Source organism: Mesorhizobium sophorae, assembly GCF_002270415.1.
GTDB classification, from domain to species: domain Bacteria; phylum Pseudomonadota; class Alphaproteobacteria; order Rhizobiales; family Rhizobiaceae; genus Mesorhizobium; species Mesorhizobium sophorae.
Genome location: NZ_NNRI01000015.1, coordinates 212605 through 239485, shown reverse-complemented (window position 1 = coordinate 239485; position 26881 = coordinate 212605). Strand labels below are relative to the sequence as shown.

Sequence of the window (26881 nt, the reverse complement as noted above, 5' to 3'; positions counted from 1 at the left end):
CCGTCAGGACGGACGAGAAGACCGCTAGCCGCGATCGGGATCGCGCACTGCCATGGGCCGCAGCGACACCTGTCTCAGCCCAAGCACGCCGAGCACGAAGAACAGCCAGACCGGGTCGCCGCGATGGAAGAAGAAGCTTTCGAGGAAGGCGTTCAGCGCGGTGAACAGCACCACCATCATGAAGAAGTCGCCGAGATAGATGTTTTCCTTGCGCAGCGGGATGCGCATGTAGTCGCGCATCGGCGCGATGAGGAAGGTGTAGACGGCGACGCAAAGTGCCGGAATGCCCATCAGCACGGCGATGTCGAGATAGCCGTCATGGCCGTGCACGATGGTTCTGATGTCCCACGGCCGGTCGAAGGGCTGGTCCTGGTTGAGCAGCAGCGGCGTGCCCCAGAAGCTTTCATAGCCATAGCCGGTCCATGGTCTCTTCGCCAGCATACTGCCGGCGAACTCCCACAACGTCGTGCGCCCGGTATAGGTGAGGTCGGGGAAATAGATCGCCGCCAGATGCTTCACCGGCGGCAGGAAGACGATGCCGAGCGTGCCGACCGCCGTGCCAATCATCGCCAGCGCAAACAGGACCGGCGTGCCAAGCCGCATCCCCATCAGGCTCGGCAGCACGACGATCAGGATCGAGAACGGCACCAGCCCGGCCGTCGTCTTGGAGCCGGTGTGCAGCATGAAGATCATCGCCGCGCAAAAGATCGCCGCCCCCCAAAGCCGCTGCCCGCGCCGGTAGAGGTACAGGCCGGCGAAGCTGAAACAGGCCATGATCGGGCCGGCGATGTTCTTGTGGGTGAACACGCCGCGCCACAGGCCGGCATGTTCGGGCTCCTGCGAGTCGGCGGTGTGCATGGCTTCGTGCGGAAACACGATGAGGCCGAAATAGGACAGGCCCATGACCACGACGGCGGTGAAGATGATGACCTTTGAGAAAGCCTCGGCGTCGCGCGGCAAGACCAATATCGTCGCCATCGTCAAAATGCCGATCAGCGTGAACGAGGCGGCACGCATCGCCGTGGGCGGGTCGGTTGCCAGCACCACCGACAGGAAAAAGAAGCCCAACATCAGCACCCAGGACGGGCTGAGCAGCGAGCGCACCACGCGCGGATCGGCGAAAGCCATCAGCGAGAAGATCGACATGGCGCCGAGCGAGCCGAAGCCAAGCTGGTTGACGATGTCGCCACCTTCGCCGGTCAGTTCGGCGCCGGCCGGCTGGAACGGGCGGAAGGACACCATGATGACGGTGAACAGCAGTGCTGCGATCGCGGTCGCCACACCTTCGCGAGTGAACGCTTCGCTGAGCGGCGCGCGCTCAGTTTTTCTCAGGCTGGCGGTATTGCTCATTGGCATATCCGAATTCGGCCAGCACGCGGCCCAGCGCCACATGGACGGGATAGATGGCGATCGCCGGCGATCCTGTCCGCGCCAGCCGGAGCATGCCGCGGAACGGCGAGGCGGCAAGCAGCGCCAGGCTCTTCAGCAACACCACGGCGCCGGCCAGCGGCGTGCCGGCGCGTTTCTTCTTTTCGACCAGTGTCGAGATCACGCCGTTGCGCAGGCTGCGGGCACGGATCCAGTCGGCCTCGAGGCGCCGGGCCGGAACGGTTTCATGCACTTGTCCCTCGGCGCACCAGCCCAGCACGAAGCCTCTCTGTGCGGACCGGCTGAGAAAATCAGAATCACCGCCGCCCATGAAGTTGAATTTCAGATCGAGAAAGGGCGGACCCATGGCGATCAGAACGTTGCGTCCGACCAAAAGATTACCGGACGAATAGAGCGCGGGCACGCGTCCGGTTTCCCGGTAGGGCGGCGCAAACACCGGATGCTCGGCCCATTTCGCATGGGCGGGGTCAGCAAAGTCGGGCACCTGCGGACCGCCGACGATATCGGCGCCGAGCGTTTCGGCTGCCCCGCACATCCGTTCCAGCCATTGCGGATCGGCGATCTCGTCATCGTCGATGACCAGCAGATGCCTGAAGTTGGGGAATTGCAGGATCGCTGTCTGCCAGCCGGCATTGTAGGCGCTGCAATTGCCGCGCTGATGCGCGATGATGACCAGACCTGAAATCTCACCGCGCTCGAACAGCGGCACCGCCGCCTTGGCGCCGGCACGCGCTTCGGCTTCATTTTCCATGACGATGACGGCAAAGCGCCGGCCGGTTTGCTGCGCACGCAGTGACGCCAGCGTTTCCAGCACCTGCTCGGGCCGCTTGAAGGTCGGCAAGGTGACGACGACTTCGACAGCCTCGACGTCAAGCCGGGGCGAGCGCCCCGCGATCGATACCGAACTGTCCGATGGCAAAGGGATCATCTGTGTCCAGCCACATGGTGAGTTGGGTTCTGGTAGCACCACGGTGATAAGGTTTCGTTAATCACCTTGTACGGAGAAGCCTGCTTGGCAGCGGCTTTCGCTCGTCGATTGTGCTCGCTTAATCAAGGGTTCACCGCACTTTGCTACCGGCTACACCACAGGATAGGTGAGATGCATCTGCTGTTCGCCACATCGATCGTGCCCGACGGCGCTCTTGCCTCGGGCTATGAGATCGCCAACGCTGCAATCATCGCTGCATTGCGGCGCGCTGGCGTGCGCGTCACCGTCATCGGCTTCACCTGGCCAGGAAAGCCCGCAGACGACCCCGAAAACACCGTGGTGCTGGGTGCGATCGACGTGCGCACGGACAATGCCTCTGCACGACAAAAGCTGGCCTGGGTCGGCAAGGCGCTGCTCTCGGGCCTCACCTTCGCCTCGGTCAAGTTGCGCGCAGTGCCCGACAGCGACGTTCTCGCCGCGGTCGCACGCGCCGGTCCGTTCGACGGCTATGTGCTGAATTCCGTGCAGTTCGCCGGCGCCTTCGAAAAGCTGTTCGCCGACCGGCCCTCGATCTTCGTCGCCCACAATGTCGAGCATCTTTCGGCGCAGGAGAATGCCGCTGCCGCCGGCAGCCTCTTCCAGCGCCTGCTGTTTCGCCGCGAGGCGAAGTTGCTCGAGACCATGGAAGAGCGTCTCTGCCGCCGCGCGCGCTTCATATTCACGCTGGCGGAGGAAGACCGCGCTGCACTCGGTGTCGCCTCCGACGACCGCTCGGCGGTGCTGCCTTTGGTGACGGGAGCGCAGGCGCCGACCGAGGAAGCTTTGCGCCGCATCGACTGCGAGGCAGCGCTGATCGGCACCTGGACCTGGCAGCCGAACCGTATCGGCCTGGACTGGTTTCTGGGCAAGGTGGTGCCGCATCTGCGGCCCGGTTTCCGCATCCGCATCGCCGGCAGCATGCCTTCGGGCGTCACGTCGAAGCATCCCGGTGTCGAATTCGTCGGCCGTGTGCCGGATGCGCAGGCTTTCGTGCGCAGTGCTGCCGTCATCCCGCTGATCAGCACCGCCGGCAGCGGCGTCCAGTTGAAGACCATCGAGACCTTCGAACTCGGCCTGCCCTCCGTCGCCACCAGCCGCTCGCTGCGCGGCATCGATCATCGCCCGGCCAATTGCGTCGTCACCGACGATCCGGCCGATTTTGCCCGGGCCCTGGAGGCCGCGGCAGCTGTCATCCACGATGTCGACGGCAGCGCTTTCCGTCGGTCGCAGGTCAGGGCGCTCGATGCCGCCATCCGGCTCGGCCTCGAAAAGCTCGGGCCGGTCAGGCAGGAGGCGTTTGCATGAACATGCATGCCGCCCGCACCCCGTCGGGGCTCGACACCTCGAAGACGATCCTCGGTATCCCGGTGCTCGCCATCCGCTGGAACGATGCGGTCGGCCTGCTGAACCGCCTGATTGCCGAGCGGCGCTTCACCAAGGTCAGTTTCCTCAACGCCCACAACGCTAACCTCGCCTCCACCGACCCGGTCTTTGCCGACGCGCTCGATGATTTCCTCATCCTGCCCGACGGCATCGGAGTCGATCTGGCGGCGAAACTTCTTTATGGAGCGCCGTTTCCAGACAACCTCAACGGCACCGACTTCGTCCCCGCCTTCCTGCAGGCCTCGATGACGCCCCTGACGGTCGGGCTGCTCGGCGCGACGCGCGTCAATGCCGAAGCTGCGTCGGCCAAGCTTGCAGCGCTCGCCGTGCAACACAGCTTCGTGGTCATCCATGACGGCTATTTCTCGCCTGCCGAGGAGGCGGGAATAGTCGATCGGATCGAAGAATTGCGGCCGGACGTGCTGCTCGTCGCCATGGGCGTGCCGCGCCAGGAATTGTGGATCGCACACCATATCGACGCGCGTCACTGCACGCTGCCGATCGCCGTCGGCGCATTGCTCGATTTCCTCAGCGGCGCGGTGCCGCGGGCGCCCTTGTGGATGCGCCGGTTGCGGCTCGAATGGCTGTTTCGGTTGGCCGTCGAACCCGGTCGGTTGTGGCGCCGCTACGTGGTCGGCAATCCCTTGTTCCTGCTGCGCGTTGTCAGGCAGAAACTCTCGCGCACACCGGAAGCTCCGGGAGACATCCATTGAACAGCCGGTTCGTCCCAGGCGCCGCTATCGAACCAAGCTCGCTTCGGCAGATACCGACGGCGGCAATAGTGACGGCAAGCTATGCGCCGGATTTCGAGCGTTGCCGGCTGTTATGCGAAACGCTTGCCCGCCACGTCTCGGGCGCGGCGCACCACTATATCCTGGTCGAACATCGCGATATCAAGCTTTTCCGTCAGTTGGAGAACGGCCGTCGCAGCATCGTCGATGAGCGGGAATTGCTGCCGCGTTGGCTGCATGCCTTCGACGATCCGCTCAGCCTGTTTCGCCGGCGAGTCTGGCTCAGCCTGAAGACGCAGCCGTTGCGCGGCTGGCACGTGCAGCAATTGCGACGTATCGCGATCGCCGCGCACGCCAGCGAAGACGTCCTGATCTTCTGCGATTCCGACGTCGCCTTCCTCAAACCTTTCGACTGCGGCGCCTTCTGGCGCGAGGGCAAGGCACGGCTGTTCCGCCGCGACGGGGTGCTTGCGGACGAGGGGCATGAGGAGCATCGCATCTGGTCGCGCAACGCCGGTGCGGCACTCGGTATCGACCCCTCCCGGACATCGGTCCATGACTATATTTCGACGCTGATCGCGTGGCGGCGTGACACCGTGCTGGCCATGTGCGGCGAGATCGAGAAGGTCCATGCGCGTGGCTGGGTCGAGGTCGTCGGCTCGGCGCGCAAGTTCTCCGAATGCATGATCTACGGCCGCTATGTCGACGATCTGCTGGAGGGTGCCGGCCACTTCCACGCTTCGGAGGAGTTCTGCCGCGTCCACTGGACCGGGCAAGCGCTGTCGGACGACGACTTCCGCCGCTTCGTCGCCGCCATGGCGCCGGAGCAGGTGGCAATCGGCATGCAGTCTTTCATAGGCACCGATATCGGCCGCATCCGCCGTCTGATCGGGCTCAACTAAAGGCCGGATTCTGAAAGCGGGCCGGCTTTCCGTCGGCAATTGCGTCAAAGCTGGGGAGATGGGGTGGTTCTGCGTTTCTGTGAACGGTGAACCGCCCTAGACCGGCTTTGCCGGCTTGCGCATCGCCGTATAGGTGAACAGCGTTGAGGCAAGATACAGAAGCAGGAAGACGACGTTGAGCGACAGCACCAGGTTCGGCGTGTCGAGGATGGTCGTCAGCACATAGGTCAGCAGCACCGCCTTCAGCCCGGCAAGCAGGCCGAGATTGAGCGCCCGCACCAGCGTCTGGCCGCGGGCGAACAGCAGCTCGGCCTGGTATTCGACCAGATTGCGCAGTCCCGGGACGCAGATCGCCAGCGCCACCAGAGGAGCGGCCTCGGCGACGTTCTTGCCGAGCGCATTGGGGAAGAAATGCAGCACGATGCCAAGCGTCAACAGCGCCAGCGTCGAGACCGCGAAAACGCCTCCTTCAATGCCGCTCTTGACCGCCAGCCGTGACAGCAGCTCCGGCGCGCGCATCATGCGCTGCACCAGCATCATCGAGAAGGTGCGGATCGGAATGGCCGTCAGGTCGACCAGCCGCATGATAATGGCGTAGATGCCGGCCAGATGCGGTCCGCCGATCGCCAGGACCAGCAGCTTGTCGAACTCCATCTGCAGATAAAACAGCACTTCGGCCCCGGCCACGTAAATGGAGTCAGCCAGTCGCCGAAGATAAAGCTCGATGCGCAGCCGCAAACGCTGGCGCGGGTAGAAGAAGCCGAAGGCAATCAGCAGCGAGGCGGCATTGGCGCCGATATAGAACCACGACCATATCCAGACGCTGTGTTGCGCCCAGAACATGAACAGCACCGCGCCGAGCGCCCGCAGCGCCGTCGCCAGGATGGCCAGCAGCGCGGCGCGGCCGAACTTGCCCAGGCCGTTGTTGACGATCAGCGCCACCTCCACTGGCCGCCACAACAGCGCTTCGGCAAAGACGATTGCCGCAAACACCGACAGCGGCACGGTGTCTGCGAAGAAGATCAGGTAGACGCCGAACGAGGCCGCGGCCAACAGCGGCACCGACAGCAGGCCGAGCAGCAGGAAGCCGGCGGTGAAGGTACCGATCAGATTGGGGCGGATGGTGGCGGTGCGATAGAGTGCCGAGATGAACCCGAAGGCGAGAATGCGCGACAGCATGACGCCGGCCGCCGATGCGGTTGCGAACATGCCGAACTCGGAAATCGACAGCGTGTTGGCCAGCGCGATGAAATAGGCGAGTGAAAACACCAGCCGCCCGCCGGCGCCGCTGATCGCCGAGAAATAGTCGCGCAGCAGCCCCCGTCGTTCGGCCAAAAAAGTGCCGATCCGGGCGAGGGTGGGCCGCCTTTGCGGTATGTCACTGGCTTGCGTCATATCTCCAGGGAGAGCTTAGGTCGGAAAACTTAACGTGCCGTTCTGGAGCCCAGGAGCGTGTTGAAAAATAGGTGCTGGCGGAGGGAGAAACCGAGGCTTTGGCGGGCGAAAATTAACCTTTTGTTTTCCATGCCTGTTTAGCGTGGCTTAACGAATGGCGAGGCGCCGTTTGCAGGCCGCCAAGGGTAAAGCTCCAGACGATGGTCGACAGGGAAAACCGTGAAGACTGGAAGCGCGAGCGTTCGCTGCTGGCGCTCGGCAAGGCTGTGCGCGGCGACGGCGAACCCGACGCGTCCCTGGTCTCGATCGGGGACCGGGCAGACCCGTCATGGCGCGAGGATGCCGCCACGCGTCATCGTCTCGCCCGGTCACTGCGCGAAGCGCGGACGAGCCCTTCGCAGCGCGAGGCGCTGTCGAATCCGAAGCTGCCGGATGCCGTTGCAACAGATGGATATCAGGCTGGCTATGAGCCAGCTTCGTCTGCGCAGGTGCCGCCTGAAGGCGGTCGATCCGCTGACGATTATTCAGCAACCAGGTCGGCATCATCGGACTACGAGCAAACCACGTCACGGTCTGCTGAAACCGCAGGCACCACCTATCGCCCCGATCGCACATCCGAACCTTACCATTCAGGCGACGCGCGGGCGTCCCACAACGACGGCGCGGACAGCCAGCAATGGAAGCCGCTGATCGATCCGATGCAGGTCGTCCGCGGCGTTGGCAAGTCGAAGCTGCTCATCGTGGCGACGACGATACTGGGTGCCGGGCTCGGCATCGCCATCGCGCTGTCGACGCCGAAGAAATACGAAGCCACCACAGAACTGATCGTCGATCCGCGCGACCTGAAGCTCACCGACCGCGACCTCACGCAGTCGGTCGTCGCCTCCGACGCCACGCTGGCCATCGTCGAAAACCAGGTCCGGGTGCTGACGTCCGGCACCGTTTTGAACAAGGTCGTCGACAAGCTCAATCTCGTCAACGACCCGGAATTCAATGGGCAGGGCAGCGGCGGCCTCAGCGTCATGTCGCTCATCCGCTCCATCCTGTCACGCCACGACGGGCCGGGCGGTGTCGACGAGACCCGCCGGCGGGCGCTTACTGTCGGCAATCTGGGCGAAAGCCTTTCGGTCGAGCGCGGCGGCAAGACCTTCGTCATCACCGTCAGCGCCACCACGCAGAATGGCGAGAAATCGGCTCTCATCGCCAACACGATGACGGATGTCTTCCTGCAGACCTTCGGTCAGATTCAGTCCGATACCGCCGGCCGCGCCACCGACGAACTGACGGCCAGGCTTGATGAATTGCGCAAGGGCGTCGAGGCGGCCGAACGCAAGGTAGAGGATTTCAGGGCCACGCACGACCTCGTCGACGCGCAGGGCCACCTCATCAGCGACGACGAAATGCTGAAGCTCAACGAGCAGCTGTCGGTTGCGCGCGCCCGCACGCTGGAACTCAACGCCCGGGCCGCTTCGGCGCGTTCGGTCGACGTCAACTCGGTTCTCACCGGCACCTTGCCGGAGGAGATCAACTCCAACACGATGAGCGATCTGCGTTCGCAATATGCGTCGCTCAAGCAGGAGGCCGACCGCGCCGCCATCCGGTTCGGTCCGCGGCACCCCGAACTCCAGGCGCTCAATGCCCAGCTTGCCGGCGCACGCGACCGCATCGCCGCGGAACTGCGTCGCATCGGCTCGTCGCTGCAGGTCGACCTCAAGCGCGCGGTCCAGCTCGAACAGGATCTCGCCTCTCGTCTGGCGCAGCTGAAGGTTCGCAGCGGCGACGTCAACAGCGACCTGGTGTCGATGCGCGAACTGGAGCGCGAGGCCGCCGCCAAGCGTTCCGTCTATGAACAGTATCTGCTGCGCGCCAAGGAGACGGGCGAGCAGAAAGACATCAACACCGCCAACATCAATGTGATCTCGAAGGCCTTCGCGCCGCTCGAGCCGAACGGGCCGTCGCGGGTCGTGGTGGCGCTTGCCGGCCTGCTGCTGGGCTTTGCCTCCGGCGTTGGCCTCGGCGCCATGCGTGGCGCCTATGAGAGCTTGCGTGACACCGCGACATCGCGCTCGCGCCGCGACCGCAGCATGGACGAACGCCGGACGCCTTACGACGACAAGGCATATCAGGCAGCACCGCCGCCGCCAAAACCACCAGCACCGCAGCCGGCGGCACCGCCACCTGCACCGCCCCCGCCACCGCCTGCACCACCCGCGCCTGTTCAACAGGCTGACGTCACGCCGACCGAAGGTCCCGGTCGGATCAGTGCGTTGCTGTCGAAGCTGCGCAAGGCCATGTCCCGCAAGCAGTCCCCGCAGGACACCATCGATACCGGTGAATGGGTCTCATCCTTTGCCGATGGGAAGCCAACGGAAGATCTGACGCACCCCGCCTATTCCCAGTCGGCAGCGGCCTTTGCGCCCCTGCAGCCGGCCGCGGCAGCCTATCCACCACCGCCTTTCCGGCCCGGCGGCCATGTTCCCTATCGGCAACAGACGGCGCAGCCGCCATTGCCTCCCCACATGATGCCGCAGCGATCGTATTCGGGTCCGCAGGCCTATCCCTATGGGAAGCCGTTAGGCCTTCCGCAGGCGCAGCACTGGCAGGTGCCGCAGCAGCCGGGCTATCCCTACCCGCAGCCCATGCCCCATGCCGGACAGCAGATGTCTTATCCGCCCCACCCCGCTTCCGCGCCTCATCCGCAACAGCCCACCGCGCTGCAGCAGGCAGCTCAGCCTGACGAGCCATCGGTGGAGGCGCCCCGGGCGGCGGAGGATGTCGAACGGCAAGCCCCGATCGACGAAATCCGCGCCAGCCTGCGCGAATTCCGCGAAGCCGTCCGCGAACTTACCGAGACCCGCGCGCGCCGCCGCTACTTCTGAGCCACAAAATAAGTCTCGCTGCCGAACAAAAACATGCCGGTTTCGCGTAAACGGCATGGGACGGCGCTTTGACGGGATTGCGTGTTGGAATTTTCGTGAAAATGCCGCGCTGCATGGTGCCGAGGGCACGCTTCCGAGTTTGATCGGGGCGCGTGGTTTCGCGGCATGCGTCAGACAAGGATCCAGGGTGCCGCATTCATGTTTTCGATGCGGCCGTTTGGGCGGAACGGTGTTGAGGTGGACCATGGCCGAAGTGATTGATGGGAAGAGCGTCGCCGAAGACGTGGTGCGGACGGTCAAGACCCTGACGGCCGAACTTGTCGCGAAAGGCAAGGCCAAACCCGGTCTTGCCGTGGTCATCGTCGGTGAGGATCCGGCCAGCCAGGTCTATGTCGCTTCCAAGTCGCGCACCGCCAAGGAATGCGGCTTTCATTCCGTCCAGCACACGCTGCCGGCCGAAACCTCCGAGCCGGCATTGCTGAAGATCATCGGTGATCTCAACGCCGATCCGGCCATCAACGGCATCCTGGTGCAGCTTCCGCTGCCCGCCCATATCGACGCCGGCAAGATCATCCAGACCATCGCGCCGGAAAAGGATGTCGATGGCTTTCATTTCATCAATGTCGGCAAGCTCGGCACCGGCGAACTCGAAACCGCCTTCGTGCCGTGCACGCCGGCTGGTTCGATGCTTCTGATTGAGCGCGTGCGCGGCAAGGACCTGTCCGGCCTCAACGCGGTCGTCGTCGGCCGCTCCAACATCGTCGGCAAGCCGATGGCCAATCTCCTGCTTGCCGCCAACTGCACCGTCACCATCGCCCACAGCCGCACCAGGGACCTGCCGGCGCTTGCCCGCACCGCCGACATTCTCGTCGCGGCGGTCGGTCGGCCGGAGATGATCAAGGGTGATTGGGTGAAGCCCGGCGCCACGGTCATCGATGTCGGTATCAACCGCATTCCGGCGCCGGAAAAGGGCGAGGGCAAGTCGCGCCTCGTCGGCGATGTCGCCTATGCCGAAGCGGCGAAGGCCGCCGGCGCCATTACGCCGGTGCCGGGTGGTGTCGGCCCGATGACCATTGCCATGCTGATGGCCAATACGTTAGCCTCTGCCTACCTCGCGGCCGGATTGAAACGGCCGTCCTTCTGACCCACCAGAAAGCCGCAGCTTTGCCGAACCCAACTGTTCCTGTAGAACGGCCGGTCATGACGGATCCCGTTCAAGGCGGCCGGCAGTTCGCTTTCCTGCTGGTCGACAAGTTCTCGATGTTCTCGCTGGCCGCGGCGATCGATACGTTCCGGTCGGCGAACCGGTTGCTTGGCCGCGACTTCTACGGCTGGACGACCGTCTCCGCGGATGGCGATCCGGTGATGGCCTCCAATGGCCTGCCGCTGAAGATCGACTACGCCGTTGCCGACCTGCCGCCGGTCGACATCCTCTTCGTCTCGGTCGGATTGACGACGGAATTTCCCGGCAAGAGCAAGGTGCTGGCGGCGCTGCGCAGCTGGGGCCGGCGCGGCAACGCGCTCGGTGCGCTGTCGGTCGGCTCCTACCTACTTGCAGAGGCCGGCCAGCTCGAAGGCTATCGCTGCACCATCCATTGGGAAAACCGAGCCGGCTTCGTTGAACGCTTCCCCGACATCAACTGCACAGGCAATGTCTTCGAGATCGACCGCAAGCGCTACACATGCGCTGGCGGCACCACATCGATCGACCTGATGCTGGAGATCGTGCGCGGCGATTTCGGCTCCAACCTCGCCAATGGCGTCGCCAACCAGTTCCAGCACGAGCGCATCCGTTCGGCCGGCGACCGCCAGCGTGTCGGGCCGGAACGCGATCTCACAGGCAAGTCGGAGAAGCTCAGGCGCATCGTCGAACTGATGGCCGACCACCTCGATGAGCCGCTGTCGGCGGTCCAGCTGGCCAAGTCCGCCGGCCTGTCGGTGCGCCAGGTCGAGCGCCTGTTCCTGCGCCATCTCAGCGTCACGCCGGGCCGTTATTACATGCGGCTGCGGCTCGAGCGGGCGCGCGAATTGCTGCGCCAGACCAACATGCCGATCCTCGACGTGGCGATCGCCACGGGCTTCACCTCGCATTCCTATTTTGCCCAGAGCTACCGGCTGCAATTCGGCAGGCCGCCCTCGGAAGAGCGCCGCACGACCTACTGAGCGGAGGTTTTCGCTTCCGCTCAAAAGTTTGACATTCCGTCCCCTCACACCGGCGCCCGGCCTTGTGTCCTGACGCCGCGTCAAATAGCTTCCCGCCCGGATCGGGGCGGATTTGAGGAGATTTCGATGGCGGGATTTGCACGGAGCGTCGCTGCGGCGATCCTCCTTTTGTCGATGACGACGTTCGGCTTTGCCGCAAACAAGGTCATCATCATTCTCGATGCCTCTGGCTCCATGTGGGCGCAGATCGACGGCAAGCCCAAGCTCGAAATCGCCCGTGAATCGCTGAGAACCGTGCTTCAATCGGTTCCCGCGGATGACGAGATCGGCTTCATGGCCTATGGCCATCGCGAAAAAGGCAGTTGCGACGACATCCAGTTGATCGTGCCACCACAGGCAGGCTCGGCAAGCGCCATCTCGGCCGCTGCCGACAGCCTGAAATTCCTCGGCAAGACGCCGCTGACGGCCGCCGTCAAGCAGGCGGCCGAAGCGTTGAAATACACCGAGGACAAGGCGACCGTCGTCCTCATCACCGACGGGCTGGAAACATGCGGCGGCGATCCCTGCGCACTTGGCAAGGAACTCGAGGCGTCCGGCGTCGATTTCACCGCTGACGTCGTCGGCTTCGGCCTCACCGCCGACGAAGGCAAGCAGATCGCCTGCCTCGCCGACAATACCGGCGGCAAGTACATCCAGGCCTCCGACGAGAAGGCATTGCAGGAGGCGCTAGTCGAGACGGTGGCGGCACCAGCGCCAGCGCCAGCGCCAGCACCCGCTCCTGCTCCTGAACCGGCTCCCGCCCCGACGCCTGCGCCGGAGCCCGCGAAACCGGAATTCAACTTCCAGCCGACGGTGGTGATGGCCGAAGGTGGCGAGCCGATCACCGACGGCAACGCCTGGGAGATCTACAAGGCGAACTCCGACGGCTCGCGCGGCGATTCCGTGACCACCGAATATGGCGCCTACAAGGGCAATCTCGAGCCCGGCGAGTATGTCATCGTTGCACGCGACGACGAGGCCAAGGTGGAGCAGAAATTCAAGATCGAAGCCGGCCAGGTCTACAAGCCTCTGTTCACCTTGAACGCGGGCACCATGCTCATTCATCCACGGCCGAGCCAGGGCGCCGACATCAGTGACGAGGCCCATGTCGACTTCACCTATCCCGGCGGCAACACCACCCACTATGGCGACACCAAGATCATCGTGCCGGCGGGTGAACAGAAGGTCACGGTCCAGATCGGCAGCGGTTCGGTGGTCGAGACCATCCAGCTCGCCGCCGGGCAGACGATCGAGAAGGACGTCATCGTCGGCGTCGGGCACGTCGTGTTCAACGCTTATTATGTAACTGGCGGCGACAAGGCCGACAGTTCCGGCCTCGGCTTCCAGATCGTCAAGGCGAAGAAGAAGATCGACGGTTCACGCGACGATGTCGAGCATTCCTATGGGCCGGACAGCAAGTTCTGGCTGCCGCCGGACGACTATGTCGCGCTCACCACGCTTGATCTTGCAACCGTCGAACAGCCGTTCAGCGTCAAGGTCGGCGACAATCAGGACATCAAGGTGCCGCTCGGTGCCGGCGTTCTGGCCATGTCGGCCCCTGGCGCCTACTCGATCGAGGTCCTGTCTCCGAAAAAGGACATTCAGGGCAATCGCAAGGCGCTTGGCCTGAACTATGGCGACGCCTGGCAGCAGACCATTCCGGCCGGCGATTACGTGGTCGTCCGGCACATGTCCGATGGAGGCCATGACAAGGAAATGCCGGTGACGGTCAAGGCTGGCGAGCGTACCGAGATCACCGTTGCGCCATGACTGCCGCATGACCGGCAGCAAAAAAGGGCGGCTGTCAGCCGCCGTCAGACTGCTGACAAACCCCTGGCTTTTGCTGGGGGTTTTTGATTCACTGGGTCATGTTGAAGCGACCCGCCCCCGAACAGACCGCGCTTGAGATGGTAACGTTGGATCAGCTTGTTCCGGCTGATCATCTGTTGCGCAAGATCGAGCGCGCGATCGACTTTTCGTTCATCCACGATCTGACCGCGCCGCTGTACTGCGCCGACAATGGCCGGCCGCCGCTCGACCCGACCTTGATGTTCAAGGCGCTGTTCATCGGCTACCTGTTTGGGGTTCGCTCGGAACGCCAGTTGGTGCGCGAGATCGAGGTCAACGTCGCCTATCGCTGGTTCCTGCGGCTGAAGCTGACGGACAAGGTGTTCGACGCCTCGACGCTGTCGCAGAACCGACGCCGGCGCTATCAGGATGAGACCATCGCGCAGGGTATCTTCGACAGGATCGTCGAGCAGGCGATCCGGCATGGGCTTGTCGACGGCACAGTGCTCTACACCGACAGTACGCATCTGAAGGCCAGCGCCAACAAGAACCGCTTCGACCTTGCGGTGGTGGCCAAGTCGCGCGCCGACTACTGGGAAGCGCTGGACGCCGCGATCGAGGAGGACCGGGTCCAACATGGCAAGAAGCCGTTGAAGGAGAAGGAACGCCAGCCCGCCGAGAAGCAGACCAAGGTGTCGCGTACCGACCCCGACAGCGGCTACATGGTGCGCGACGGCAAGCCGAAGGGCTTCTTCTATCTCGACCACCGCACGGTGGACGCCGCCCATGCCATCATCACCGACACCCATGCCACGCCGGCCAACGTGCATGACTCGATCGTCTATCTCTCACGCCTCGACCGACAGCGCCAACGCTTCGGCTTCCAAGTGGGGGCGGTTGGGCTCGATGCGGGATACGCAACCGCTGGCATCGCCAAGGGATTGGAGGACCGCGACATCCTCGGCGTCACCGGCTATCGCAATCCAACACCACCCAAGCCCGGCATGATGAGGAAAACCGCCTTCGCTTATGAGCCGGATCTGGATGGCTATCGCTGCCCACAGGGCCAGCTTCTCAGCTACGCCACCACCGATCGCAACGGCTACCGCCAATACAAGAGCGACCCGGCCATTTGCCAAACCTGCCCGCTGCTGGCCTCCTGCACGACCAACGCCGCCGCGACACGCACCATCACCCGCCATGTCTGGCAAGATGCGCGAGAGCGCATCGACGCCAATCGCCTCACCGGCTGGGGCAAGCTTATCTACCGCCGCCGCAAGGAGACCGTCGAGCGCTCCTTCGCGGACGCCAAGCAACTGCATGGCCACCGCTACGCCCGCTTCCGAAGTCACGTTCGCGTCGCCTGCCAGTGCCTGATTGCAGCCGCCGCCCAGAACATCAAGAAAATCGCCCTTTGCCTGTGGCCAAAGCCAAAACCAGGCATCGCCTGAGGCCAGCGAACCACGGGTCCCCGTCCTGCAACCTCCTGTCAAATTGTCCTGACAACGAAATCGCTAACCCGTTCAGTCGCATAAAACAAAACCCCGCCTAAAATAGACGGGGTTTGTCAGCAGTCTGAGGGCGGCTGTCAGCCGCCCTTTTTCATCGACACGACGATGATTTCGTCACGCCGTGCCGAAGGCGCTGGCGCCATGGTCGGCACGGCCGACCAACTGGCGGAAGCCGGCGAACAGCTCGCGGCCGAAACCGAATTCATTGCCGATGAGGTCGGCATCCGCCGTCCGGCGCAGTGCAAACTCGCCGGCCGGCACCAGCACTTCCAGCGTTCCGGCGTCGGCGTCGAGCCGGACGATGTCGCCATCATGGATCCTGGCGATCGGTCCATCCTCGACTGCTTCCGGCGTGACATGGATGGCGGCCGGCACCTTGCCGGAGGCGCCCGACATGCGCCCGTCGGTGACCAGCGCCACGCGCTGGCCGCGGTCCTGCAGGATGCCGAGCACCGTGGTCAGCTTGTGCAGTTCCGGCATGCCGTTGGCCTTCGGCCCCTGGAAGCGGATGACGGCGATGAAATCACCGGTCAGCGTTCCCGCCTTGAACGCCTCGTTCAGCCCTTGCTGGCTGTCGAAGACCTTGGCCGGCGCCTCGATGATGCGCCGCTCCGGCTTCACCGCCGAGGTCTTGATGACGGCATGGCCGAGATTGCCCGAAAGCACCTTCAGACCGCCGGTTGCCTGGAATGCCTTGTTGAACGGCGCCAGCACCTTTTCGTCACCGCTTTCGCGCGGCGAGGCTTCGCGCACCACGCTGCCGTCGGCGCCGAGCTTGGCCTCGACCGCATAGGGCCGCAGGCCTTCGCCCCACACCGTCTGCACATCCACGTGCAGGATGCCTTCGTCGAGCAGTTCGCGGATCAGGAAGCCGAGCCCACCCGCCGCGTGGAAGTGGTTCACGTCGGCGAGACCATTCGGATAAACTCGCGCCAGCAGCGGCACGGCCTCCGACAGATCGGAAATGTCCTGCCAGGTGATGGCAATACCGGCCGCCGCCGCCATCGCGATCAGGTGGATGGTGTGATTGGTCGAGCCGCCAGTGGCATGCAGGCCGACGACGCCGTTGACGACCGAACGCTCGTCGATCATCCGCCCGACCGGCGTATAGGCATTGCCGAGCGCGGTGATCGCCAGCGCCCTCTTCGTCGCCTCGCGCGTCAACGCCTCGCGCAGCGGCGTGCCGGGATTGACGAAGGAGGCGCCCGGCGTGTGCAGGCCCATGATCTCCATCAGCATCTGGTTGGAATTGGCCGTGCCGTAGAAGGTGCAGGTTCCCGGCCCGTGATAGGACTTTGACTCGGCCTCCAGCAGTTCGGCCCGTCCCGCCTTGCCTTCGGCATAGAGCTGGCGGACCTTGGCCTTTTCGTCGTTCGGCAGGCCGGTGGTCATCGGCCCTGCCGGAATGAACACCGCCGGCAGATGGCCGAAGGTCAGCGCGGCGATCACCAGACCCGGCACGATCTTGTCGCAGACGCCGAGATAGACGGCGGCGTCGAACATGTTGTGCGACAGGCCGATCGCAGCGGCCATGGCGATCACATCGCGCGAAAACAGCGACAGCTCCATGCCGGGCTGGCCTTGGGTGACGCCATCGCACATTGCCGGCACGCCACCGGCCACCTGGGCGATGCCGCCGGCCTCGCGCGCCGCGTCCTTGATCAGTGCCGGAAAGGTCTCGAACGGCTGATGCGCCGACAGCATGTCGTTGTAGGAGGTGATGATGCCGAGGTTCGGCACCGTGTCCGCACCCAGCGCCAGCTTTTCCGATGGGCTGCACACCGCAAAGCCATGGGCGAGGTTGCCGCAGGACAGCACGGCCCGGTTGGCGGTGCGGTTCGACGCTTCGGCGATACGGCCGAGGTAGCGCTCGCGGCCTGGTCTGGAGCGCTGGCGGATGCGCTCCGTGATGGCTTCGATGTCGCGTCTGGCGGTCATGGTGTCGGTCCTTTCAGGCGAGGTCCCGGAACACAATCCGGCTGTCTGCCGGGACCCTCAGCACGTTCAAATCAGGGCGCCCAGAAAACCTCTACAGGCTTGGGTGCGGCGTCGAGCACGGCGCGGATTGGCTTTCGCGGTCCAGGGGCAACCGCGCTGTCGAAGGCGGTGCGCTTGTCCTCGCCTTCGATGTGCAGCGCGATGAAGCCGGCATCGACAATGCGCGCCAGCGACAAGGTCAGCCGCGGCTCGACGGCGCTCGCCGCATGAACCGGCAGCACGATCCTGTCGGACGACGGGTCGAGCAGCTTTGCCAGATCATCGGCATCGGGAAAGAACGAGGCGGTGTGGCCGTCCGGTCCCATGCCGAGCACGACGACATCGAGCGGCCAGGGCAATGACTGCAGCGCCGAATTGTCGGAAGCCGCCGCATCCTCGATGCCGACGGCTTCGTGATAGAGCGGTACGAACCGTGCCGCCTTGGCCGCGTTCTGCAACAGATTGGCGGCCACCAGCCCGGCATTGGAGCGCGGCGAGGAGGCCGGCACGAAACGCTCGTCGACCAGCGTCACAATCACCTTGTCCCAGGCGATGGGTATCACCGAAAGGGCGGCGAAGAATTTGGCCGGGGTGGTGCCGCCGGAGACGGCGAGCAACCCTGTGCCGCGCTCGGCGATTGCCTTGGTCAGGCGCCCTGCGACATGGCCGGCAAGCGCGGCCGCCAACTCCTGGCGCCCGGCAAAGCCGTTCCAGCTATAGGCGGCGCCGTTCAATTGCTCTCGTGCCATGTCCGCCCGTCACGTTCGATCAGTGCAATAGAGGCCGACGGCCCCCAGGTGCCCGCTGTGTAGCCCTGCGCTTCCTGTCTGGCGCTTTCCCACGCGTTCTGGATCGGGTCGATCCATTTCCACGCCGCCTCGACTTCGTCGCGACGCATGAACAGCGTCTGGTTGCCACGGATGACGTCCATGATCAGCCGTTCGTAGGCGTCCGGCGCGCGGCCGTCGAAGGATTGCGCGAAGCTCATGTCGAGCGAGATCTGGCGCAGCCGCATGCCGCCCGGACCCGGATCCTTGATCATGATGAACTGCTTGACGCCTTCGTCCGGCTGTAGCCGGATGACCAACTGATTGGCGAAGATCGGCCCGGCGCTGTCGCCGAAGATCGAATGCGGGATCGGCTTGAACTCGATGACGATTTCCGAAACCCGCGTCGCCAGCCGCTTGCCGGTCCGCAGATAAAACGGAACGCCCGCCCAGCGCCAGGTGCCGATCTCGGCCTTGATGGCGACGAAGGTCTCGGTGTTGCTGTCGTGGGCAAGCTCCTCGACATAGCCCTTCACAGCGCCGCTCGCCGAGGCGCCGGCGCGGTACTGGCCACGCACGGTGTGCTTGGGCGCCTCGTTGCCGTTGATGCGCTTCAGAGCCCTGAGCACCTTCAGCTTCTCGTCGCGCACCGCGTCGGCGTCCATCGACGACGGCGCTTCCATGGCAACAAGACACAGCAGCTGCAGTATATGATTCTGCACCATGTCGCGCAGCGCGCCGGCCTTGTCGTAATAGGTGACGCGGTCTTCCAGACCCACGGTCTCGGCCACGGTGATCTGCACGTGGTCGATATGGGCGGAATTCCACAGTGGCTCGTAGAGCGCGTTGGCAAAGCGCAGCGCCATCAGATTCTGCACCGTCTCCTTGCCGAGATAGTGGTCGATGCGGAAGATCTGGCTTTCGTGGAAATCGTCGCCAACCAGGTCGTTGAGTGCTTGCGCCGAGGCAAGGTCGCGGCCGATCGGCTTCTCCAGCACGATGCGCGAGTTCGGCGTGATCAGCTTGTGCTCTTTCAGCTTGTGCGAGATATCGCCGAACAGCGCCGGCGCCACCGCCAGGTAGAAAGCGCGGATGCGGTCGCTATCGCCGATCGCCTTCTTCAGCTTGTCGAAGCCGGCGCCTGTGGTCGCATCGGCCGAGACGTAGGAAAGGCGGGCGAGGAACGTCTTCAGTTCCTTGGCGTCGATATCGTCAGCTTTGACGTGGTCCGAGATCGCTTGTTTGGCGAAGGCCTGGAATTCCTCGTCGGTCATCTTCGAGCGCGACGTGCCAATGATGCGCGTCGGCTCGGAGAACTGATGGTCGCGCTGGCGATAGTAGAGCGACGGCAGAAGCTTGCGTTCCGACAGATCGCCGGTGCCGCCGAAAATGATGAAGTCGAAAGGATCGACGGGGATGATCTGGCTGGTCATGGTCTGTCCGCTCTGACGCCGGTCGCTGTGACGCGGCTGATATAATCTAATCGATTTAAATTTTCCAGTGCCATGGTGTCACATCTGAGTGTTGCGCCTGCCTCTTGACAGCCCGATACCTCGGAGGCTTGTCGACAGGCGCGGCCCCGGAAGCCTTCGCAGTTGCAGCATAGAGCGGGATCGAAGCGAAAGCCAAAGGAGAAATCGGCGATGACCGCACATCTTTCGACCAAGCCGGTTAGAGGTCGTGGCCCGGCTAGAAGTCGTGGCCCGGTCAGAAGCCGTGGCTTTGCATGTGCCGCGGGCACTCCGGTCGAACGTTACCAATCATGAGCGGGAAAAGCATGCGTCTGGAAAATAAGGTTGCCGTCATCACCGGTGCGGCGGCGGGCTTTGGCGAGGGCATCGCCAGGCGCTTTGCGCAGGAGGGCGCCAGGGTCGTCGTCGCCGACCTCAACGCCAAGGGCGCGGAGCGTGTCGCCAGCGAAATCGGCGAGGCGGCGATCTGGACCCAGACCGATGTTTCGCTGCGGTCCGAATTCGACGAGATGGTCTATGCAGCCAAGAGCGCCTTCGGCCGCATCGACATCATGGTCAACAATGCCGGCTACACCCATCGCAACGGCGACATGCTCAACGTCGACGAGGAAACCTTCGACCTGATCACCGCCGTCAACATGAAGGCGATCTATCACGCCGCACGCGCCGTGGTGCCGATCATGGATCGGCAAGGCGGCGGCGTCATCCTGACCACGGCTTCCACCGCCGGTCTGCGGCCACGGCCCGGCCTCACCTGGTACAATGCCTCGAAGGGCTGGGCGATTACCGCCACCAAGTCGATGGCGGTGGAACTGGCGCCGAAGAACATCCGTGTCAACTGCCTCTGCCCGGTTGCCGGCGAGACCGGCATGCTGGAGAAGTTCATGGGCGCCGACACGCCTGAAATCCGCGAGAAGTTCCGCGCGTCGATCCCGCTCGGCCGGCTTTCGACACCACTCGATATCGCCAACGCCGCACTCTGGTTGGCGTCGGATGAAGCCGCCTTCATCACCGGTGTGGCGCTGGAAGTGGACGGCGGACGCTGCATCTGAAAGCGCCAATGCCCCGAAAATCGGTACCGATTTTCGGAAAGGATCATGGGCAAATCAAAATGCGGTACGGAGGCAGCGTTTCGGCGACGGGTCTATCTCTTGTCTTGACGCAATTCCCTCAGGGAAAGCGCTACGCGCTTTTCCCGGGGAAACCGCTTCACACTTTTCCTGAAATTGCTCGAGGCGTCAGGCGCCGGTCTTGATGTAGGTCTTGTAGATCCAGCCGGTCTTGCCGTTGTAGGTGATCTGGCACCACTTCTTGCAGCTCATCACTTGCACCGAGCTTTTGGCTGGCACCGTGAGGATAGCGGCCGCATTCTTCTTCGGGCCGCTACGCATGGTCACGGCCCGCAGGATCTGTCCGGTTCCGGCGGCCTCGACTTTGCGTGGCTTCGACTTGGCCTGGCTGCCGTCGCCTTCAGCCGCTGCGGGCTGCTCCGACAGCACTTGCGGCTGTACCGCCGGGATGGCGGCGGTTTTCGCGTCATCGGGATGGCTACCCGCCGGCGGAGTGGGGGCGGCAACCTTGGCAAGTTCGCTGGCCGCATCGCTATCGGCTGCAGGTTGCGCGAATGCCACTGCGGCTTTGTCCGGTGCCTGTTTAGCCTGGTTCGCCACTTGGCCGGGAGCAGGCGTACTGGCAGCGGATGCGGCCTTCGACTGCGAACCGGTCCAACGCGGATCATTGGCTGGCAGCGCCGGTATGGTGGCTTGCGCGGCCGCCACGGTCGGCAAAATCTTGTCCGACTTGCGCGCCGCCTGCGGCACGGCCGCTGCAGCCACAGTTGCTCCCGCCGGAGCGATTTTGGTCGTTTTCACCGGAATGGTTGGAATGGTCTGCTCGGGGCTCGCCGCCGCTTGCCTGTCATTGGCCGGCAATGCCAGCCACAGCGCCACCGCGGCGACACCAAGCAGTGCGGCGGTGCCGATCGCGGCGATCACCAGATGCGAATTCGAGCGGACCTCCTGCCAAAAGGACGGCCGCATGCCATATCCGAACTGCATGGCAAAGCGCCGACGTTCCGGCGTACCGAAACTGAAGGGCTCTCTCACTCTTGCCACCTCCATAAGCGGGCCGATGTTCTTCCGATCAAACGCCAAGAACCTGGCGCCAGATCTGCATCAGTCCCAAGAATCAAAGCGGGCAAGCCCGCAGAATTCCCCGTCAGTAACCCACAACCGGCATCTTTATATCGCTGATTGTGGCATCACTACGCCCTCATCGGCGATTCTGCTCCTTTGGATGGGATTCTGCAATGTGCCGCTACGGCAACAAATATTACAACAATATTACATAGATGAGAGCGATCCTCTCCGCATGGAGCACGATCCTGAAAAGTGGCATCCGGTTTTTCGCTGGAGATCACGCTCCAACAAGTCAGATAGCGTCCCAATTCCACCGGGACAGAACTGTTTCTAGATCCTGTCGCGCAACGCGAACCAGTTGAGCGCCAGGAACAGCAGCGGCGCGCGGAAGCGCCGGCCACCGGGGAATGACGGGATCTTCAGATCCTCGATCAGCTTCAGGCGGTCGCGGTTGCCGGCGACGGTTTCGGCATAGAGCTTGCCGAAGAAGTTCGACAGCATGACGCCGTGGCCGGAATAGCCGCCGGCCGAGATCACATTGGGCATCACTTCGCGCACGAACGGCTTTCGCGGCACTGTGATGCCGACATAGCCGCCCCAGCCATGCGTGATCTCGACATCCCTGAGTGCCGGATAGAGTTCGACGATCTGACGGCGGATGTGGATGTGGATGTCCTTCGGATCGTTGACGCCATAGACTTCGCGTCCGCCGAACAGCAGCCGCCCGTCCTTCGATCTGCGGAAATAGCGCACGACGAAGCGGGAATCGTCGACCGCCTCGCCGCCCGGCAGCACTGTCGAGTCCGCGCCCAGCGGCACCGTTGCGCCGATGAACGACCCGATCGGCATGATGTGCGCGGCACTCACCGGCTCAAGCGTGCCGCCATAGGCGTTGACCGCGATCAGGCATTTCTGCGCTGTCAGCGTGCCTCTCGGTGTCGAAACCTTGACCTTGCCGCCGCTGGAAATGATGCCGGTCGATGGTGTCTCCTCGAACAGCCGCGCGCCGGCTTGCGCCGCCACCCGCGCGGTGCCGATCACCAGCTTCATCGGGTGGATGTGGCCGGTGCCGGTGTCGCGCGTGCCGCCGAAATAGGCGGTCGAGCCCAGCCGCTCCGCCGTCTCCTTGGCATCCATGAACGAGATATGCGGGTAGGAAAAACGACTCGCCATGATCTCGGCATGCGCCTTGTAGTCGTCGACATAGCGCGGCTTGTGCGCCACCGAGAGTTGGCCCGGCATATAGTCGATATCGATCTGGTTGGCGGCGGCAAACTCGAGGAGATCCGCCTTAGCCTGTTCGGCAAGGTCGAACAAAGCCTTGGCGCGGGAGAGGCCGTATTCGGCTTCCAGATCCTCGACCCAGGCGCGCTGGCCGGTACCGAGCTGGCCGCCATTGCGCCCGGAGGCGCCATCGCCGAAGCGGTAGGCTTCAATCAGCACGACATTCGTGCCTGCCTTGGCAAGGTGAGCAGCCGCCGACAGGCCGGTGAAACCACCGCCGATGATGATGACATCGCACGTCTTGTCGCCATCCAGCGCCGGATATTCCGGCCGTGGGCCGGCGGTGTCCTCATACCAGGAACGGCCGGGAGAGATCGGGGATTGGTAGGGCATGATCCTCAAGGGGAGTAGGGGAGTAGGGGAGTAGGTAGGCTAGTCGGCTGACAGTCTGCGGACTAGAAGTCGAAGAAGCTTTCCCACACTCTCGGTACTCGCCAACAGTGGATCTGACGTCGCTTTCGGCGAGAGGCCGATACGCTCAGCGATCAGAAGTTGAGTTTCCAGTTCCTTCAGCGATCCTTGAGCTATACGAAGAAACTGCTGATAAGAACCTCGGATTTCTCTGCCATATCCCTCCGCTATGTTCGCCGGCACTGACGTTGCAGAGCGTCGCACCTGGCTGGTCAGTCCATATAGTTCTTCTTTAGGCCAGGATTTCGTAGCGCCGTAAACCGCTACCGCAAGGTCCATAGCCTGCTGCCAAACCAGCAAGTCCTTGTAGGAACCTGTTTTTTCGACCATCGTTCCTACTCCCCTACTCCCCTACTCCCCTACTCGCTAAACGTTCAGCAACAGATACTCTCGCTCCCACGGACTGATCACTTCCATGAACGTCTCGAATTCCGCCCGCTTGATCGCCGCATAGGTCGCGGCGAAGGATTTGCCGAGCAGTGCGCAAAGTTCCTCATCGCCCTCGAACAGGTCGACGGCTTCGAGCAGGCTGCGCGGCAGGTCGATCTCGGCCGCGTTGGCGGTGGTCAGCACGGGAGGCTCGGCCTTGATCTTGTTGGTGATGCCGATCAGCCCGCAGGCAAGCGATGCCGCCAGCGCCAGATAGGGATTGGCATCGGAGGAGGGGATGCGGTTTTCGACGCGCCGCGCCGCGGGATCCGAGCGCGGCACGCGGAACGCCGTGGTGCGGTTGTCGTAGCCCCATTTGTTGTTGACCGGAGCAGACGCCGCCTGTGTCAGCCGGCGGTAGGAATTGACATAGGGCGCAAACATCACCAGCGCGTTCGGCACATGCTTCTGCATGCCGCCGATGAAATGGAAGAAGTCTTCGGTCTCCGAGCCGTCCTCTGCTGAAAAGATGTTCTGTCCGGTCTTCTTGTCGATGATCGACTGATGGATATGCATGGCCGAGCCCGGCTGCCCCTGGATGGGCTTGGCCATGAAGGTGGCGTAGATCTCGTGCTTGAGCGCGGCCTCGCGAATGGTGCGCTTGAACATGAACACCTGGTCGGCCAGCTCGATCGGGTCACCGTGGCGCAGGTTGATTTCGAGCTGACCGGCGCCCTCCTCATGGATCAGCGTGTCGATCTCCAGGCCCTGGCCCTCGGAGAAATGGTAGATGTCGTCGATCAGTTCGTCGAACTCGTTGACGCCGGCGATCGAATAGCCGGCGCCGCCGCCGATCGCGCGCCCCGAACGGCCGACCGGTGGCGTCAGCGGATAGTCCGGATCGGGGTTCTTGCGCACCAGATAGAACTCGATCTCGGGCGCCACCACCGGCTTCAGTCCACGCTTGTCGTAGGCGGCAAGTACGCGCCTGAGCACGTTGCGCGGCGTGAACTCGACAGAGCGTCCGTCCTGGTGGACGAGGTCGCAGATGACAGCGGCCGTCGGGTCCTCTTCCCAGGGCACTACCGTCAGCGTCGACAGGTCCGGCATCAGCTTGAGGTCGCCATCGTCCTCCGGATAGTGGAAGCCGTTGCCATCCTCGGGATAGCCGCCGGAAATTGTCGTCATGAAGACAGCCGACGGCAGTGCCAGCGAGGTGTTGGAGGTGAATTTTTTCGATGGCATCATCTTGCCGCGTGCGACGCCGGCCTGGTCAGGTGTGATGCACTCGATGTCCTCGATGCCGCGCCATTCCAGCCAGGCGCTGGCTTCCTTCCAGTTCTTGACGCCACGTTGGTTTTTCACGAAGGCAGGCGTACGCGCCCGTCCTCCGCGGCTCGACGGACGGACTTCCTTTTTTGCAGGCGGCATCATTCACCAGATTGGGTTGCGGATTGTGGAGTATAGCCGTGCGCCCCTGTGGAAGGGAAGGGGAGCCACGTCGGGCATTGGCCAACACGGTTGAAAATCACGCCAATCGGCTTAGTTTCCCAATCCCAATCGAGACCCCGATCCCAATCGAGACTTTGCATGCGGCACGACAGCAAATTGACCACGATCGGCTTCGATGCCGACGACACGCTCTGGCAAAACGAGCAGTTCTTCCGCATGACGGAGAAGCGCTTTGCCGCCATGCTTGCCGATCATGGCGAAGCCGAGCACATCTCGGCACGATTGCTGGAGGCCGAAAGACGCAACCTTGCCGTCTATGGCTTCGGCATCAAGGGATTTACGCTGTCGATGATCGAAACGGCGATCGAGGTCACGCAAGGCCGTGTGCCGGCTTCGGTGATTTCAGAAATTCTCGATGCCGGCCGCGAGATGCTGAGCCATCCGATCGAGGCACTGCCGCATGCGCGCGAGACGATCCAGAAGCTTGCCGGCGCATTCCGCCTTGTGCTGATCACCAAGGGCGACCTCTTCGACCAGGAGCGCAAGCTGGCTGGATCAGGCCTCGGAGATCTGTTCGATGCGATCGAGATCGTCAGCGACAAGAGTGCCGCCACCTATGCCCGCCTCTTCAGCCGCCACGGCGATGGCCCGGCAAGAAGCATGATGGTCGGCAATTCGCTGAAGTCGGACGTGGTGCCGGCCATCGAGGCCGGTGGTTGGGGTGTCCACGTGCCGCATGAACTCACCTGGGTGCTTGAGCATGTCGAGGCTCCGGTGACCGAGCCACGCTTCCGTGAGATATCCGATCTCGGACAACTGCCCGGACTGGTCGAAAGCATCGTCAATCCGGACTGATCGCGGGGCCTTCCTATTTTGCGCAATTCCGGACGGAAATTGCTTAGCGGTTGATCAGGCGATCGATCACCGGCTGCAGCCGTTCGGGTGTGATCGGCTTGGCGACCACCACGTCTATGACGCTCGACAGGCCCAGGCTCTCCGGCGTGCCATTCTTGTTTGAAAGCAGGATCACCGCCGGAAGCGATTTGCCGGAGGCTCGCCGCAACGCGTCGATGCTGGCCATCAGATTGTCGCAGTCCTTGTTGTCGGCGCCGCCGTCAAGGACAACCGCACCGGGAATGAGGGACCGCAGGATCTTTACCGCCATGTCGGGAGATTCCGAGATTGGCTTGAGCCCGGATCGCTCGACGATCTTCGAAATCACCACGCGATTGATCGGCGATTTGCAGACGACGAGCACTTGCGATGGATCGCGGATCGTCTCGGTGTTCGAGTCGCGGGCAACAAAATTCAGGTGTCTTGGAGTCTCGCCTTCGCGGTTCACTGGGCACACAAGTCGGCCAAGAAGCTCGCCCCCATTTCAATGCAGAGTTGAATCTGGAGCGCAATTGGCGTGAGATCGCCGCCTATGTCAAGTTGAAATAAAAGTCGCCCAGATCATCCCTGGGAACAGTGAATTTCAAGCAACGCTACTGTACTCAACTGTCCACAGGTGGCCTCATAAAAAGAAAATTCACCTGCGCAGAGACTGCGCAGGTGAAGGGTCGGTTGCGCGAGTTCGATCAGCTGTGGCTCTGCTGCGTGACGATCACCGGGATCAAGAGATCGCCCCAGTTTCCGTCGCCGCCGTGATGCCGTGCCGAGCGCACGAGCTCCACCGAGACGCCGGCCTCGACTGCCTTCATCACCGACTGGTTGAGGCGGTGCAGATCATTGGCCAGCATGCGGATCGTCGCTTGCTGGTCGACGGTCATCGTTGTGGCCTGTTCTTCGGCGCGTTCCTTGACACGGCTTATCGATGCCATTGGTCTTCTCCTTGTGTTCCAAGCCCTGTTGGGCGTTTCCT

22 protein-coding genes are annotated in these 26881 nt (G+C 63.3%); 10 read left to right on the top strand and 12 right to left on the bottom strand.

Features of this window, described 5'->3' with window-relative positions:
• Positions 1-24 precede the first annotated feature (24 nt).
• A complete protein-coding gene (locus CGZ66_RS23855; protein WP_095088601.1) occupies positions 25-1350 on the bottom strand; it encodes an O-antigen ligase family protein in 1326 nt (441 codons plus the stop codon).
• Positions 1319-2317: a glycosyltransferase family 2 protein gene (locus CGZ66_RS23850; protein WP_095088599.1), complete on the bottom strand. Its 999-nt coding sequence runs from the start codon at positions 2315-2317 to the stop codon at positions 1319-1321. Before CGZ66_RS23850 ends, CGZ66_RS23855 begins: the two co-directional genes overlap by 32 nt.
• A 171-nt stretch (positions 2318-2488) precedes the next feature.
• Here CGZ66_RS23850 and CGZ66_RS23845 point away from each other — a divergent pair, with 171 nt between their 5' ends.
• From CGZ66_RS23845 to CGZ66_RS23835, 3 genes are read left to right on the top strand one after another with little or no spacing between them, the layout of a single operon-like run.
• Positions 2489-3661 carry a glycosyltransferase family 4 protein gene (locus CGZ66_RS23845; RefSeq protein WP_095088597.1) on the top strand — a complete coding sequence of 391 codons (1173 nt, stop codon included), beginning with the start codon at positions 2489-2491 and terminating at the stop codon, positions 3659-3661.
• Entirely contained in the window at positions 3658-4452 is a 795-nt protein-coding gene (locus tag CGZ66_RS23840) for a WecB/TagA/CpsF family glycosyltransferase (RefSeq protein WP_095088595.1), read from the top strand. Before CGZ66_RS23845 ends, CGZ66_RS23840 begins: the two co-directional genes overlap by 4 nt.
• Positions 4449-5372, top strand: a complete 924-nt coding sequence (locus CGZ66_RS23835; RefSeq protein WP_095088593.1) for a DUF6492 family protein — start codon at positions 4449-4451, stop codon at positions 5370-5372. The genes CGZ66_RS23840 and CGZ66_RS23835 overlap by 4 nt, the downstream gene beginning before the upstream one ends.
• Before the next feature lie 96 nt (positions 5373-5468).
• On the opposite strand, the gene CGZ66_RS23830 is transcribed toward CGZ66_RS23835, so the two are convergent.
• On the bottom strand, positions 5469-6767 hold the full coding sequence (locus CGZ66_RS23830; protein ID WP_095088591.1) for a lipopolysaccharide biosynthesis protein: 1299 nt from the start codon (positions 6765-6767) through the stop codon (positions 5469-5471).
• A 200-nt stretch (positions 6768-6967) separates the two neighbouring features.
• On the opposite strand from CGZ66_RS23830, the gene CGZ66_RS23825 reads away from it, so the two are divergent.
• The 5 genes from CGZ66_RS23825 to CGZ66_RS23805 all read left to right on the top strand — a co-directional run bounded on the left by CGZ66_RS23825 (position 6968) and on the right by CGZ66_RS23805 (position 15087).
• On the top strand, positions 6968-9646 hold the full coding sequence (locus tag CGZ66_RS23825; RefSeq protein ID WP_095088589.1) for a GumC family protein: 2679 nt from the start codon (positions 6968-6970) through the stop codon (positions 9644-9646).
• A gap of 244 nt (positions 9647-9890) precedes the next feature.
• Positions 9891-10790: a bifunctional methylenetetrahydrofolate dehydrogenase/methenyltetrahydrofolate cyclohydrolase FolD gene (folD, locus tag CGZ66_RS23820; protein WP_095088586.1), complete on the top strand. Its 900-nt coding sequence runs from the start codon at positions 9891-9893 to the stop codon at positions 10788-10790.
• A gap of 56 nt (positions 10791-10846) precedes the next feature.
• Positions 10847-11809: a GlxA family transcriptional regulator gene (locus tag CGZ66_RS23815; protein ID WP_013530232.1), complete on the top strand. Its 963-nt coding sequence runs from the start codon at positions 10847-10849 to the stop codon at positions 11807-11809.
• 126 nt (positions 11810-11935) lie between these two features.
• Positions 11936-13618 (top strand): vWA domain-containing protein, encoded by a 1683-nt coding sequence (locus CGZ66_RS23810; protein WP_095088584.1) that lies wholly within the window; start codon positions 11936-11938, stop codon positions 13616-13618.
• A gap of 98 nt (positions 13619-13716) precedes the next feature.
• Positions 13717-15087 (top strand): IS1182 family transposase, encoded by a 1371-nt coding sequence (locus CGZ66_RS23805; protein ID WP_095081263.1) that lies wholly within the window; start codon positions 13717-13719, stop codon positions 15085-15087.
• Positions 15088-15261: 174 nt separating this feature from the next.
• Here CGZ66_RS23805 and edd read toward each other — a convergent pair whose 3' ends face one another.
• The 3 genes from edd to zwf form a co-directional block, all read right to left on the bottom strand.
• On the bottom strand, positions 15262-17085 hold the full coding sequence (gene edd / locus CGZ66_RS23800) for a phosphogluconate dehydratase (protein ID WP_095088582.1): 1824 nt from the start codon (positions 17083-17085) through the stop codon (positions 15262-15264).
• Positions 17086-17156: 71 nt separating this feature from the next.
• The gene (pgl, locus tag CGZ66_RS23795; RefSeq protein ID WP_095088580.1) at positions 17157-17873 is read right to left on the bottom strand and encodes a 6-phosphogluconolactonase; all 717 of its coding nucleotides are present in this window, start codon (positions 17871-17873) and stop codon (positions 17157-17159) included.
• Complete coding sequence (gene zwf / locus CGZ66_RS23790) at positions 17855-19324, bottom strand: glucose-6-phosphate dehydrogenase (protein WP_095088578.1); 1470 nt, start codon at positions 19322-19324, stop codon at positions 17855-17857. The genes pgl and zwf overlap by 19 nt, the downstream gene beginning before the upstream one ends.
• Positions 19325-19668: 344 nt before the next feature.
• Between zwf and CGZ66_RS23785 the strand changes: the two genes are divergently transcribed.
• Complete coding sequence (locus CGZ66_RS23785; protein ID WP_095088868.1) at positions 19669-20415, top strand: SDR family oxidoreductase; 747 nt, start codon at positions 19669-19671, stop codon at positions 20413-20415.
• Between the two features lie 186 nt (positions 20416-20601).
• Here CGZ66_RS23785 and CGZ66_RS23780 read toward each other — a convergent pair whose 3' ends face one another.
• From CGZ66_RS23780 to CGZ66_RS23765, 4 genes are all read right to left on the bottom strand, one after another.
• The gene (locus CGZ66_RS23780) at positions 20602-21468 is read right to left on the bottom strand and encodes an SH3 domain-containing protein (protein ID WP_167392226.1); all 867 of its coding nucleotides are present in this window, start codon (positions 21466-21468) and stop codon (positions 20602-20604) included.
• A 363-nt stretch (positions 21469-21831) separates the two neighbouring features.
• The gene (locus tag CGZ66_RS23775; RefSeq protein WP_095088576.1) at positions 21832-23118 is read right to left on the bottom strand and encodes an NAD(P)/FAD-dependent oxidoreductase; all 1287 of its coding nucleotides are present in this window, start codon (positions 23116-23118) and stop codon (positions 21832-21834) included.
• A gap of 39 nt (positions 23119-23157) precedes the next feature.
• Positions 23158-23526, bottom strand: coding sequence for a four helix bundle protein (locus CGZ66_RS23770; protein WP_095088573.1), 369 nt, complete (start codon positions 23524-23526; stop codon positions 23158-23160).
• 36 nt (positions 23527-23562) lie between these two features.
• Positions 23563-24999 (bottom strand): glutamine synthetase family protein, encoded by a 1437-nt coding sequence (locus CGZ66_RS23765; protein WP_167392225.1) that lies wholly within the window; start codon positions 24997-24999, stop codon positions 23563-23565.
• A 156-nt stretch (positions 25000-25155) separates the two neighbouring features.
• On the opposite strand from CGZ66_RS23765, the gene CGZ66_RS23760 reads away from it, so the two are divergent.
• Positions 25156-25872 (top strand): HAD family hydrolase, encoded by a 717-nt coding sequence (locus CGZ66_RS23760; protein WP_095088571.1) that lies wholly within the window; start codon positions 25156-25158, stop codon positions 25870-25872.
• Positions 25873-25915: 43 nt separating this feature from the next.
• Here the strand turns inward: CGZ66_RS23760 and CGZ66_RS23755 are convergent, their stop codons facing one another.
• A complete protein-coding gene (locus tag CGZ66_RS23755) occupies positions 25916-26359 on the bottom strand; it encodes an ANTAR domain-containing protein (RefSeq protein ID WP_425352304.1) in 444 nt (147 codons plus the stop codon).
• 238 nt (positions 26360-26597) lie between these two features.
• Positions 26598-26840, bottom strand: a complete 243-nt coding sequence (locus CGZ66_RS23750) for an SMc00767 family acetate metabolism repressor (RefSeq protein WP_095088567.1) — start codon at positions 26838-26840, stop codon at positions 26598-26600.
• Positions 26841-26881: the final 41 nt, after the last annotated feature.

What these genes read in the sequence shown, in the direction of transcription:
- CGZ66_RS23855 (WP_095088601.1), bottom strand. Translation starts at nt 1,350, where the DNA reads ATGAGCAATACCGCCAGCCTGAGAAAAACTGAGCGCGCGCCGCTCAGC.
- CGZ66_RS23850 (WP_095088599.1), bottom strand. Translation starts at nt 2,317, where the DNA reads ATGATCCCTTTGCCATCGGACAGTTCGGTATCGATCGCGGGGCGCTCG.
- CGZ66_RS23845 (WP_095088597.1), top strand. Translation starts at nt 2,489, where the DNA reads ATGCATCTGCTGTTCGCCACATCGATCGTGCCCGACGGCGCTCTTGCC.
- CGZ66_RS23840 (WP_095088595.1), top strand. Translation starts at nt 3,658, where the DNA reads ATGAACATGCATGCCGCCCGCACCCCGTCGGGGCTCGACACCTCGAAG.
- CGZ66_RS23830 (WP_095088591.1), bottom strand. Translation starts at nt 6,767, where the DNA reads ATGACGCAAGCCAGTGACATACCGCAAAGGCGGCCCACCCTCGCCCGG.
- CGZ66_RS23825 (WP_095088589.1), top strand. Translation starts at nt 6,968, where the DNA reads ATGGTCGACAGGGAAAACCGTGAAGACTGGAAGCGCGAGCGTTCGCTG.
- folD (WP_095088586.1), top strand. Translation starts at nt 9,891, where the DNA reads ATGGCCGAAGTGATTGATGGGAAGAGCGTCGCCGAAGACGTGGTGCGG.
- CGZ66_RS23815 (WP_013530232.1), top strand. Translation starts at nt 10,847, where the DNA reads ATGACGGATCCCGTTCAAGGCGGCCGGCAGTTCGCTTTCCTGCTGGTC.
- CGZ66_RS23810 (WP_095088584.1), top strand. Translation starts at nt 11,936, where the DNA reads ATGGCGGGATTTGCACGGAGCGTCGCTGCGGCGATCCTCCTTTTGTCG.
- CGZ66_RS23805 (WP_095081263.1), top strand. Translation starts at nt 13,717, where the DNA reads ATGTTGAAGCGACCCGCCCCCGAACAGACCGCGCTTGAGATGGTAACG.
- edd (WP_095088582.1), bottom strand. Translation starts at nt 17,085, where the DNA reads ATGACCGCCAGACGCGACATCGAAGCCATCACGGAGCGCATCCGCCAG.
- pgl (WP_095088580.1), bottom strand. Translation starts at nt 17,873, where the DNA reads ATGGCACGAGAGCAATTGAACGGCGCCGCCTATAGCTGGAACGGCTTT.
- zwf (WP_095088578.1), bottom strand. Translation starts at nt 19,324, where the DNA reads ATGACCAGCCAGATCATCCCCGTCGATCCTTTCGACTTCATCATTTTC.
- CGZ66_RS23785 (WP_095088868.1), top strand. Translation starts at nt 19,669, where the DNA reads ATGCGTCTGGAAAATAAGGTTGCCGTCATCACCGGTGCGGCGGCGGGC.
- CGZ66_RS23775 (WP_095088576.1), bottom strand. Translation starts at nt 23,118, where the DNA reads ATGCCCTACCAATCCCCGATCTCTCCCGGCCGTTCCTGGTATGAGGAC.
- CGZ66_RS23770 (WP_095088573.1), bottom strand. Translation starts at nt 23,526, where the DNA reads ATGGTCGAAAAAACAGGTTCCTACAAGGACTTGCTGGTTTGGCAGCAG.
- CGZ66_RS23765 (WP_167392225.1), bottom strand. Translation starts at nt 24,999, where the DNA reads ATGATGCCGCCTGCAAAAAAGGAAGTCCGTCCGTCGAGCCGCGGAGGA.
- CGZ66_RS23760 (WP_095088571.1), top strand. Translation starts at nt 25,156, where the DNA reads ATGCGGCACGACAGCAAATTGACCACGATCGGCTTCGATGCCGACGAC.
- CGZ66_RS23750 (WP_095088567.1), bottom strand. Translation starts at nt 26,840, where the DNA reads ATGGCATCGATAAGCCGTGTCAAGGAACGCGCCGAAGAACAGGCCACA.